This is a genomic window from Streptomyces sp. MBT65 (assembly GCF_016612545.1).
Taxonomy (GTDB): Bacteria; Actinomycetota; Actinomycetes; order Streptomycetales; family Streptomycetaceae; genus Streptomyces.
In genome coordinates, this window is record NZ_JAENRY010000276.1 from 1 (window position 1) to 11,003 (window position 11,003).

Annotated in this window: 12 protein-coding genes; 2 read left to right on the forward strand and 10 right to left on the reverse strand. The window is 69.5% G+C overall.

Annotated features, from left to right (window positions below):
* Window positions 1–189: 189 nt before the first annotated feature.
* From JHN63_RS40155 to JHN63_RS40190, 8 genes are all read right to left on the reverse strand, one after another.
* Window positions 190–723 carry a tetratricopeptide repeat protein gene (locus JHN63_RS40155; RefSeq protein WP_200690052.1) on the reverse strand — a complete coding sequence of 178 codons (534 nt, stop codon included), beginning with the start codon at window positions 721–723 and terminating at the stop codon, window positions 190–192.
* 99 nt (window positions 724–822) lie between these two features.
* Complete coding sequence (ung, locus tag JHN63_RS40160; RefSeq protein ID WP_200690053.1) at window positions 823–1,506, reverse strand: uracil-DNA glycosylase; 684 nt, start codon at window positions 1,504–1,506, stop codon at window positions 823–825.
* A gap of 113 nt (window positions 1,507–1,619) precedes the next feature.
* Complete coding sequence (locus JHN63_RS40165) at window positions 1,620–3,197, reverse strand: ABC transporter substrate-binding protein (protein ID WP_200690054.1); 1,578 nt, start codon at window positions 3,195–3,197, stop codon at window positions 1,620–1,622.
* Window positions 3,198–3,396: 199 nt separating this feature from the next.
* Window positions 3,397–4,167, reverse strand: a complete 771-nt coding sequence (locus JHN63_RS40170) for an SDR family oxidoreductase (protein WP_200690055.1) — start codon at window positions 4,165–4,167, stop codon at window positions 3,397–3,399.
* A 36-nt stretch (window positions 4,168–4,203) separates the two neighbouring features.
* Entirely contained in the window at window positions 4,204–4,965 is a 762-nt protein-coding gene (gene fabG / locus JHN63_RS40175; protein ID WP_019059411.1) for a 3-oxoacyl-ACP reductase FabG, read from the reverse strand.
* A 141-nt stretch (window positions 4,966–5,106) separates the two neighbouring features.
* Window positions 5,107–5,523 carry a DUF3037 domain-containing protein gene (locus JHN63_RS40180; protein ID WP_200690056.1) on the reverse strand — a complete coding sequence of 139 codons (417 nt, stop codon included), beginning with the start codon at window positions 5,521–5,523 and terminating at the stop codon, window positions 5,107–5,109.
* Window positions 5,520–6,272 (reverse strand): HipA family kinase, encoded by a 753-nt coding sequence (locus tag JHN63_RS40185; RefSeq protein WP_200690057.1) that lies wholly within the window; start codon window positions 6,270–6,272, stop codon window positions 5,520–5,522. Before JHN63_RS40185 ends, JHN63_RS40180 begins: the two co-directional genes overlap by 4 nt.
* 118 nt (window positions 6,273–6,390) lie before the next feature.
* Window positions 6,391–8,091: an MFS transporter gene (locus JHN63_RS40190; protein ID WP_200690058.1), complete on the reverse strand. Its 1,701-nt coding sequence runs from the start codon at window positions 8,089–8,091 to the stop codon at window positions 6,391–6,393.
* Window positions 8,092–8,395: 304 nt separating this feature from the next.
* Between JHN63_RS40190 and JHN63_RS40195 the strand changes: the two genes are divergently transcribed.
* Window positions 8,396–8,863 (forward strand): Rieske (2Fe-2S) protein, encoded by a 468-nt coding sequence (locus JHN63_RS40195; RefSeq protein WP_200690059.1) that lies wholly within the window; start codon window positions 8,396–8,398, stop codon window positions 8,861–8,863.
* 3 nt (window positions 8,864–8,866) lie between these two features.
* On the opposite strand, the gene JHN63_RS40200 is transcribed toward JHN63_RS40195, so the two are convergent.
* A complete protein-coding gene (locus tag JHN63_RS40200) occupies window positions 8,867–9,508 on the reverse strand; it encodes a cysteine hydrolase (RefSeq protein WP_200690060.1) in 642 nt (213 codons plus the stop codon).
* A 148-nt stretch (window positions 9,509–9,656) separates the two neighbouring features.
* Between JHN63_RS40200 and JHN63_RS40205 the strand changes: the two genes are divergently transcribed.
* Window positions 9,657–10,124 carry a pyridoxamine 5'-phosphate oxidase family protein gene (locus tag JHN63_RS40205; protein WP_200690061.1) on the forward strand — a complete coding sequence of 156 codons (468 nt, stop codon included), beginning with the start codon at window positions 9,657–9,659 and terminating at the stop codon, window positions 10,122–10,124.
* 25 nt (window positions 10,125–10,149) lie between these two features.
* Here the strand turns inward: JHN63_RS40205 and JHN63_RS40210 are convergent, their stop codons facing one another.
* Window positions 10,150–11,001, reverse strand: a complete 852-nt coding sequence (locus tag JHN63_RS40210; protein ID WP_307782100.1) for a LysR substrate-binding domain-containing protein — start codon at window positions 10,999–11,001, stop codon at window positions 10,150–10,152.
* Window positions 11,002–11,003 lie beyond the last annotated feature (2 nt).

The following is an 11,003-nucleotide window of genomic DNA, read 5'->3' on the forward strand; positions in this document are numbered from 1 at the left end:
ATCCCCACCCACATCCCAAGCCGCGCCACCCCCGGCAGCCGAGCGCGGACATCCCGGACGTGGTCAGGTCGGTACCCAAGAACACGTCGGACGTCTGCGCCCTGGGCAGGAAGTACGGCGGCTGGCAGAAGGACAGCCCGCAGTCGATCATCTGCGGTCAGACATACGGCCGTTGACGTCGCGGAAACCCTAGGGCCGTTGTCTCGGCGGCCCCCAGGTGCCGTCTCCCGCCGTGCCCTCCTCGGTGTCGAGCCGCAGCTCCAGCCGGCCGATCGCGGCCCGCACGCCGTTGCCGTAGCCGTCGTCGGCGAGGACCGCGCAGGCGCCCCGGGCGCGGTCGAGGTGGGTGCGGGCGGCGTCGGAGCGGCCGAGCTTCACATAGTCGGCGGCGAGATTGAGGTGCAGGGAGGGGTAGAAGGCGCGCACCGCGCTCGCCCCCTCCCGGGCGGTGTCCCCCGCGTCCCGCCCGTCCGTCAGCTCGTCCGCCGCCGACAACGCCCGCAGATCCCAGGCGAGTTCATCGGTCGGGTCGTCCTGGGTATCGGCCAGGTAGTGGGCCAGGGTGCAGCGGTGCAGCGGGTCGCCGTCCTCGCCGAGCTCGACCCACAGGCCCAGCAGCCGGTCCCGGGCCTCCTCGCGGTCGCCGCCGTGGTGCAGCATGACGATCTGTCCGATCCGCGTCAGCAGAGCGTCCGGCGCCGCCTGCTCCTGTCGCTCCGTCACAGCGTCCTCCACACCTCAGCTGGTCCAGCTGTCCGTGTCGACGCTAACCGGAGGCACTGACAATCCCCGTCAGGCGGCCCCGCACCGGCCCCGGTGAGGTCAGCCCAGGTTCGGGATGCGCCAGTCGATCGCGGTGTGGCCCTGCTGGGCGACGGCCTCGTCGATCTGGGTGAACGGGCGGGAGCCGAAGAACTTCTTGGCCGACAGCGGGGAGGGGTGCGCGCCCTTGACCACCACGTGGCGCTCCTCGTCGATCAGGGGGAGCTTCTTCTGCGCGTAGTTGCCCCACAGGACGAAGACCGCCGGGTCCGGACGGTCGGCCACCGCGCGGATCACCGCGTCCGTGAACTTCTCCCAGCCCCTGCCCTTGTGGGAGTTGGCCTCGCCGGAGCGGACCGTGAGCACCGCGTTGAGCAGCAGGACGCCCTGCTGGGCCCACGGCATCAGATAGCCGTTGTCCGGGACCGGGAGGTCCAGCTCCTCCTTCATCTCCTTGTAGATGTTCCGCAGGGAGGGCGGGGTCTTCACGCCGGGACGGACCGAGAAGCACAGGCCGTGGCCCTGGCCCTCGCCGTGGTACGGGTCCTGACCGAGAATCAGCACCTTCACCTGGTCGTACGGCGTCGCCTCCAGGGCGGCGAAGACCTCCTCGCGCGGCGGGAAGACCGGTCCGTTCGCCCGCTCCTCCTCGACGAACTCGGTCAGCTCCTTGAAGTAGGGCTGCTGAAGCTCGTCGCCCAGGACCCCGCGCCAGGACTCGGGGAGCATGGAGATGTCGGTCACGTCAACTTCCTTACCGTGTGCGGCGACTGCGATGCGGAGCGAGCGCGGAGTGCGGCCGCTTCCATGTCCCAGAACCTACAGGCGACCACTGACAACGGCCGCCCCGAGCCGCCTCACCAGCTGGTCTTGCGGTACAGCTGCCACATCATCATGATCGTCGACGGGTCGAGGGACTGTTCCCCGCCGGAGACGTCGTCGCTCGCGGCCACGTACTGCCGGCCCTGCCACAGCGGCAGCAGCCGCGCGTCGTCCACCAGGATCTGCTGGGCGTCCTCGAACTCCTTGACCACGTCGGCCCGGTCGCTCTCGCGGCGGGACTCCGGCAGCAGCACGTCGGTGATCCTGGTCGACAGGTAGGGCGTACCGAGGGCGTTCTGCTGCCCCACGAAGGGCGCGATGAAGTTCTCGGCGTCGGGGAAGTCCGGGAACCAGCCGCGCCCGAACACCGGGTACTCGCCCTTCTGGTAGCCCGTCACATAGGTCTTCCAGGGGCGGCTCCTCAAGGTGATCGTGAAGAGCCCGGAGTCGTCCAACTGCCGCTTGAGTTCCTTGAACTCGAGGGCGGTCTCGGAGCCGTAGCGATCGCTCGTGTACCAGAGGGTGAGGGGGACGCGCTCGGTGATGCCCGCTGTGGTGAGGATCTTGCGTGCCTTGGGGACGCTGGGGTCGCCGAAGTCGTCGAAGAAGGCGGTGGTGTGGCCGGTGAGGCCCTTCGGGACCATCGAATAGAGCGGGTCCACGGTGTCGCGGTAGATCTTGTGGGTGATCGCCCCGCGGTCGACCACCTGGGCGACGGCCTTGCGGACGGCGAGGTTCCCGGCCCACTTGTCCTTGGGGTTGAACACCAGGTAGTTGATGTCGGTGCCGGAACCGTCGACCAGTTGCAGGCTCTTGGAGGCGCGGCCCTGGAGGGCGATGATGTCGTCGGCGGCGAGGCCCCGGTAGGTGACGTCGATCTTCCCGTCCCGCAGGGCCTTGACCATGGTGCCGGAGTCCTGGAAGTAGCGGATCGTGACCGCGCTGTTCCGGCGGTCGGCGAAGCCCTTGTAGCGGTCGTTGCGGACGAGTTGGGCCTGCTTGCCGTCGTCGTACGACTTCAGGGTGTACGGCCCGGAGCCGTAGACCTTGCCGTCCTTGCGCAGTGAGTGCGCGGGGTAGTCGTCGGGGTCGACGATCGACATGGCCGGGGTGGCGAGGACGAACGGGAAGGTGGCGTCGGGCTTGTTGAGGTGGAAGACGACCTCGCGGTCGCCGGTCACCTGTACCCGGTCGAGGCTGCCGAGCAGGCCCGCCGGACCGCTCGACACGTTGATCTGCCGGATGCGGTCGATGGAGTGCTTGACGGCCTGGGCGTCGAGGGTGTCTCCGTCGGCGAACTTCATGCCCGCGCGGAGTTCGCAGCGGTACGTCGTGTTCGAACTGTCCGTGAAATCACAGCTCTTGGCCGCGTCCGGCTCGGGCGTGGTCGCGCCGGAGGGATAGGCGAGGAGGGTCTGGTAGATGTTGCGGAACAGCTCCCAGGAGCCGTCCCAGGAAGCGGCCGGATCGAGGGTGCTGGGGGCGCTGGTGGTCCCGACGACGATGGCACCCCGGTCGTCGGGATTCCCGTCCGAGAACACACCGCATCCGGCCACCAGGGATATCGACGCGATCGCCGCGCCTGTCCGCAGGCCTCGGTTCCGGTTGAACACACGCACGCTCCTCGATCCGCCGTACCAAGGGTCGGCAGACCGTACCGCAGTTCTCCGGCCCGGAAAGGCGGTTCGGGAGGGGCTGTTGAGCAGCGTTTTTATGACGACGTTGTCATTCCGCCGTGCGCGTTCTATGTCCTGACACGGGCGCCGATTCCGTCAAGGGAACAGCAAAGGGATCGGCGCCCGGGCGGATCGGTCAGCCGACTCCGGCGTTCAGGAGGATGCCTCCGTCGACGACGAGGGTCTGGCCGGTGATCCAGTCGGACTGGTCCGACGTCAGGAACGCGGCGGTGCCGCCGATGTCGGACGGCACACCGAGCCGGGCCAGCGGGTAGGAGGCGGCGGCCTCCGCCTCGCGGCCCTCGTACAGGGCGGCGGCGAACTTGGTCTTCACGACCGCCGGGGCGATGGAGTTGACCCGTACGCCGGGCGCGAACTCGTGCGCCAGCTGGAGCGTGAGGTTGATCATCGCGGCCTTGCTGACGCCGTACGCGCCGATGAACGGCGAGGCGGAGACGCCGGCGAGGGAGGCGATGTTGACGATGGCGCCGCCGTTGTCCTTCTGCCAGGCGTGCCAGGTCTTCTGGGCGAAGCCGAGCGCCGAGATGACGTTGGTCTCGAAGACCTTGCGGGCGACGTTGAGGTCGAGGTCGGCGATCGGGCCGAACACCGGGTTCGTACCGGCGTTGTTGACCAGGAAGTCGATCCGGCCGAAGGCCTCCATCGTGCGCTCGACGACGACGGTCTGGTGGGCCTCGTCGTGGGCCTTGCCGGCGACGCCGATGACGCGCTCGGCGCCGAGGGCCTCGACGGCCTCCTTGAGGGCGTCCTCGCTGCGGCCGGTGATGCAGACCCGGTCGCCGCGGGCGAGCAGCGCCTCGGCGACGCCGTAGCCGATGCCGCGGCTGGCGCCGGTGATGACGGCGACCTTGCCGGAGAGTTCAGGCAGTTCAGACTGTTCAGTCATTTTTCGCGTGTCCCGTGTCCCGTGTTCCGGTGTTCCCTAGTTGAGCGGTCCGCCAGCGACGTACAGCACCTGGCCGGAGACGAAACCGGCCGCCTCGTTGGTGAAGAAGGCGACGGCGTTGGCGATGTCGTCGGGCTCGCCGACGCGCTGCACCGGGATCTGGGTCGCGGCCGCGGCCTTGAAGTCGTCGAAGCCCATGCCGACGCGGGCGGCGGTGGCGGCGGTCATGTCGGTGGCGATGAAGCCGGGGGCGACGGCGTTGGCCGTGATGCCGAACTTGCCGAGCTCGATGGCGAGGGTCTTGGTGAAGCCCTGGAGACCGGCCTTGGCGGCGGAGTAGTTGGCCTGGCCGCGGTTGCCGAGGGCGGAGGACGAGGAGAGGTTCACGATCCGGCCGAAGCCCGCGTCGACCATGTGCTTCTGCACGGCCTTGGTCATCAGGAACGAGCCGCGCAGATGCACGCCCAGGACGGTGTCCCAGTCGGCGACGCTCATCTTGAAGAGCAGGTTGTCGCGGAGCACGCCCGCGTTGTTGACGAGGATCGTCGGCGCGCCCAGCTCCGCGACGATCCGCGTGATCGCGGCCTCGACCTGCGCCTCGTCGGAGACGTCGGCGCCGACCGCGAGGGCCTTGCCGCCGGCCGCGGTGATCTTCTCCACGGTGTCCTTGCAGGCGGCCTCGTCGAGGTCGATCACGGCGACCGCACGGCCCTCGGCCGCGAGGCGTACGGCGGTGGCGGCGCCGATGCCCCGCGCCCCGCCGGTGACGATCGCGACCCGCTGCTCAGTGGTGGACATTCCTGGTTCTCCTCGCCCTTGAGAGACTCTCGCCCTTGAAACCGCGGCCCGTCGGTGAGCGACCGCTTAGTACCTTCGGCAGACGTGACGCTAGAAGCCCTGGCACTCGGTGTCAACGTGCGCGCGGCCAGGTGTGATCCATTACCTCACCAGCAGGTCCAGCAGGCGCTCCGCCTCGGCCGTCGGATCGAGGGTGAGACCGGTGTGCACGGGCCCCGGCTGCACCACCGTGGACCGCGGCGCGATGAGCCACCGGAACCGCCGCCCGGCATCGTCCAGCGCCGCCTGCCCGGCCGCGTCCCCACCCGCGCACACCCCTTCTACGGCGCCCAGCGCGGCCCTGATTCCGGCCACGTCGGCGTCCGGGTCGAGGGCGAGCAGCCTCGTCTCGTCCAGATGGGTGCGGGCGCCGACGTAGGACCGGGCACGGCAGTAGACGAGCACTCCGGCGTTGATGCACTCGCCGCGCTCGACACGCGGTACGACCCTCAGGAGGGCGTACTCGAAGACGTCCCGGGTGTTCGCCTCGCTCGGGCGGATGATGTGGCGCTCGGTCACTGGAGTCCCTTGATGCGTTCGTGGAGGGAGGGCACGCGCGCGAGGAGGGGTGCCACGTACGCCTCACGGAGGAGGTCCGGGGTGTCGAAGCCGGGCTCGCCGGTCAGCCAGACGTCCGGGATCTCGGCGGTGACCTCGGCGAGGAGTTCCTCGGTGACCTGGGGAGCGAGTTCGGCGGCCGCCCGGGCGACGTCCGGCGTGAAGCGGGCGAGGGCGTGGTCGGCGGCGTCGTAGGGGCGGGCCGCGGAGGTCTGGGCGCCGGGCCAGTTGTGGTGCCAGATCATGGTGGCGCCGTGGTCGATGAGCCACAGGTCGCCGTGCCACATCAGCAGGTTGGGGTTGCGCCAGGAGCGGTCGACGTTGTTGACCAGCGCGTCGAACCAGACGATCCGGCCGGCCTCCTCGGGGCTCACCGTGAACGCGAGCGGGTCGAAGCCGAGCGCGCCGGACAGGAAGTCCATGCCGAGGTTGGAGCCGCCGCTGGACTTCAGGAGTTCCTGGACCTGCTGGTCGGGTTCGCCGAGGCCGAGCACGGGGTCGAGGTCGAGGGTCACCAGCCGGGGCACCCTGAAGCCCAGTCGACGGGCCAGCTCCCCCACCACCACCTCGGCGACGAGCGTCTTGCGGCCCTGCCCCGCGCCGCTGAACTTCATGACGTACGTCCCGAGGTCGTCCCCCTCGACGAGTCCCGGCAGTGAGCCGCCCTCCCGCAGGGGTGTGATGTAGCGGGTCGCGATGACTTCCTTCATGAAGTGAGCATAGTGATCGAATGTGGTCACCTGCCGAGACGAGTCCGGTGCTCCGTGACGGGAGTGCGGCGAGGACGAGCCCCGCCGCGCTCCCGTCACAAGAGCGTCCCGACCGCGCCTAGTTGGTGGTGAGCGCCGCCAACTCCCGGTCCACGGCGTCCTGGTGGGCCTTGGCGTCCTCCCGGGCCTTCCTCGGGCTCCAGCGGCCGGCCATCACGAACACGAAGGGCAGGAACAGGACCTGTCCGCCCACGCAGATCCACCACCAGGTGCGCCACTCGCCGGGACCGTCCTTGACGGCCTTCTGCACCTTCGGCCCGTACTCGTTGAGCACCTTGAGCTGCGGCTGCGCCTTCTGTACGACGGCCAGGTCGGCGGCGCCGACCTCCTTGACCGCCTGGGCGGCCAGGGCGGGGGGTGTCGTGGTCGGCGTGTACTTGCCCAGTTCGGCGAAGAGTTGGGGGTGGGCGCCGACGATGGCCAGCGCCGGGGCGGCCTGCTTCTGGGCCACCGCGACCTCGGCGCCGTGTTCGACGAGCGGGGTGACGGAGGTGACGAGCACCGGGATGAAGGCCGCCGACACGGCGACCACGATCCGTACCGTCCAGCCCCAGACGGCGAGACCCGCGGCGGTCGCGGCCGGATTGCGCTTCTCCACCGTCTCGGTGAAGCTCGCCATCCACGGCGCGTAGGCGACCCCGCTGAACACGCCGATCGCGACGAACAGCCAGGCGAAGGTGTAGTAGCCGGTGCTCGCGTGGGTGGCCAGGGAGGCGAAGAGCGCGGTCGCGACGATGGCGCCGATCCCGCCGACGATCATGAAGGGCTTGCGCACCAGCAGCCGGTCCGAGAGCAGGCCGGCCACGATCAGCGCGAGGGCGTTCGCGGCCCAGTACCAGTTGGCGAGGCCGTTGGTGCGCTGCTCGGTGTAGCCGAAGGTGGTCGAGAAGTAGACGACGAAGTTGCCGACGGCGGAGTAGTAGAGCAGCAGGAAGACCGCGATCGCGAAGGCGGAGCCGAGGATGTCCAGGCGCAGCATCTGCCGCCACTCGCCGCGTCGTAGCGCCTCCGTGTCCAGGCCCTTGGCGCGGGCCTCGACCAGGGCCCGGTCGCGCAGGCTCACCATGATCTGGTCGCGCAGCCCCGGGGACAGCTCGCGCAGGGCGAACAGGGTGACGACGAACACGACCAGTCCGGCCGCCCCGGAGTAGCGCAGCTCGTCCTGCCAGGAGGCGGAGTCGAGCGTGTTGCTGGTCACCGAGGTGACGACCAGGCTGCCGATGACCGGGCCCATGGTCCAGTAGCCCATCGCGGTGGCGCGGCCGAGCTGCGGTGAGAAGTCCCGTATCAGCGCCGGGGTGGCGACCAGCACGATGCCCTCGACGAAGCTCACGACGGCGAACAGCACCAAGTAGGTCGTCTTGTCACCGGCGTTGGGCAGGCCGAAGAAGACCAGGAGCGCGGCGATGAGCAGTCCGTAGACCACGAGGTTCGCGCGTCCCCAGCGGTCGGCCAGGCCGGCCACGAGGGAGGCGAAGGCGCCGACCGCGTTGCCGACGACCGAGACCCAGACGAAGTAGCGGTATGTCATGTCGAAGTGCGTGATGATCGACGTCGCCACCGCGTACTGGATGTAGAGCATGTAGTAGAGCACGACGGTCGTGACCACCACGATCGCCAGGTACGACATGCGCCGTCCGGTGGCCGGATACGCCGCCAGGTCGCGGCGGTAGAGCCGCGTGACCGAGCCGCGTACGCCGGCGCCGGGCGCGTCGGCACCGGAGCCTCGTGTGTCGAGAGGTGCGGAGGCGGAGGGCATACGACTCCCTTTGGAACGGCCGGGGACGAAGGAAGCGGCGGGAGGTGGGGGCTCCATCCGTTCGGCGGAGGCTAGTACCGACTAGTCGGTACGGCTAGATGCGCGGCATGACTTCCTTGTGCATCTGCACATCTCGCCGGTGCCTGGTCAGGGCTTATGCATGGCCGACAGCGGAACGACAGGGACGTTTTACGTCTACCTGATCTCGATCAGGCCAAGCTCTCGACACCGTCTGAACGACGGTCACCCGCACCCCGTACCCCTTTGCAGACCCACACATGCTTTCCATGGAAGGAACGTCAGCATGACCAGCGAATCGATCGAACCCGTTAAAGCGCCGTCCCGCCGCGCCGCGTTGGCGACGGTCGGCGCGGCGGGACTCGCCGTCGCGCTGACCGCGTGCTCGTCCAGCGACGACTCCTCGTCGGACACCTCGAGCTCCACCAGCACGGCCGGTTCGACCACCGCCCAGGGTGACGCGGGCGGCACCGAGCTGGCGAAGACCACCGACATCCCCGAGGGCGGCGGCAAGATCTTCGCCAGCCAGGGCGTGGTCGTCACCCAGCCGACGGCGGGCACCTACAAGGCGTTCTCGTCGAAGTGCACCCACCAGGGCTGCGCGGTGAGCAGCATCAGCAACGGCGTCATCGTGTGCCCGTGCCATCAGAGCGAGTTCTCCGTCACGGACGGCAGCGTGAAGAAGGGTCCCGCGACCCAGGCGCTGCCCGCCGAGCAGATCACCGTCTCCGGGACCTCCATCACGCTGGCCTGACGGTCAGCCTCGGCGCGGTCGTTTCAGACAGCCCAGCACCTCGTCCGTGGTCGCGACCGTAGCGACCAATGCGAGGGTGTTGCGGATCATCGCGGGGGTGTAGTCAGCGGGCACCCCCGCGATGGCGTCTTTGGGGACGACGACGGTGTAGCCGCGGTTGACGGCGTCGAACACCGTGTTGGGGATGGCCACGTTGGCCGAGACGCCGGTGACGATCAGGGTGCGGCAGCCCAAGTTCCTTAGCAGCGCGTCGACTTCGGTGCCGTGGATCGGCGACAGACCGTGCAGCCGTCGTACGACGAAGTCCTCGTCGGCGACCTCGATCGGGGGTGCCACGCGTACCGCCGTGGTGCCCGACAACTGCTGCACGGGGAGGCGTTCGGCTGCGCGGAACAGGCGGGCGTTGCGGTTGGCGCCGCGGCCGTCCGGGCGGCGTTCGGCGATCGCGTGGATCACCTGCACCCCGCTCTCGTGTGCGGCGGCGACCAGTCGGGCCACGTTCGCGAGCGCGCCCGACGAGCGTGCCGCGAGGGCGAGTTCGGGCAGCGCGCTGTCCGGGCCGACCACGCCCTGTTGACATTCGACGGTGAGCAGGGCAGTGCTCACCGTGTCGAGGATCTCACTGAGTTGTGCGTGCGACGGCATGGCTCTCCCTTGTCGTCGACGGCCGGGGCGGGCGACAGTAACGAGCATCGCGTGCGTATGGAAGACGGCCGACGACCGTCCGGCCAATTTCCTGACCCACCGTCAGAAGCGGCCGCCCGCCGCTCGCGCCGTAGCCGAAGGGGATCGCATGACCGCCACTCAGCGTCGAGGCCGGAAGATCATGATGACACCCGAGGAACTGGACGAGTTCCTCGCCACCGAGCGCACCTGCCGGGTCGCGAGCGTCTCCGCGGACGGGGCCCCGCATGTCAGCCCGCTCTGGTTCGCCTGGGACGGCACCTCGCTGTGGCTGTACTCGATCACGCGCAGCAAGCGCTGGGCCGACCTGCGCCGCGATCCGCGCGTCGCGGTGGTGGTCGACGGCGGGCACGCCTACGACGAGCTGCGGGGCGTCGAGCTGTCCGGAACCGTCGAGTTCGTGGGCGAGGCACCGCGCACGGGCGAGCCGCACCCCGAACTCGTCGCCGTGGAGAAGCTGTTCGCACAGAAGAACTTCGGCCTGGACGCGATGCCGTACGACGGCCGACACGCGTGGGTACGACTGACACCGGACACACTGACGTCCTGGGACTTCCGCAAGTTGGCGGCGCTGTAGGGAAGTTGCTCTCCCCGAGGGGCTTTCAGGCGACCGTCTCCGCCGCCGTCTGCAAGGCCTTGACCGCCGCGCGGATGGAGGGGCGGCGGTCGGCGTCCGCGCGCCAGACTACGTAGACGTGGCGGCGGACGCGCTGTTTCAGGGGGACGGTGACGACTCCGGCGGGCATCGGGTTGCGGCCTAGCCGGGGTACGACGCACACGCCCAAGGCGGCGGCTACCAGGCCCAGTTGGGTGTGTGTCTCGGCGGCGCGGTGGCCGATGATCGGTTCGATGCTCCGGGAGCGCAGGGTGAACATCAGCCACTCGTGGCAGAACTCGCCCTCGGCCCAGGTGATCCACTCGTCGTCGGCGAACTCCCCGAGGTCCACCTCCTCGCGCCCGGCCAGCCGATGACCGGCCGGCATCGCCACATCGGCGGGGTCGTCCAGGATCGGCGCCTTCACCAGGCCGTCCGGCAGCGGCATCGGCTTGTTGTACCAGTCGAGGACGACGGCGAGATCGAGATCGCCGCGCACGACGCCCGCGATGCCCCGCTCCGGCTCCTGCTCCGTGGAGCGGACCCGGAGGGCGGGGTGCTGGGCGCGGAGGGCGGCGAGCGCGGTGGGGAACAGGCCGCGTGCGGCGGTGGGAAACGCCGAGAGCCTCAACTCGCCAACGACCTGCCCCCGTTGGGCCTCCAGGTCGGCCTGGGCCAGCTCCACCTGGGACAGGATGCGCCCGGCGTGCTCCGCGAGCAGTCGGCCGGCGTCGGTGAGCCGCACCCCCCGCCCGTTCTTCGCGAGGAGCTGCTGGCCCACCTCCCGCTCCAGCTTGGACATCTGCTGCGACACGGCCGAGGCGCTGCATGTGACGACCTCGGCCGTGTCGCAGCAGATGT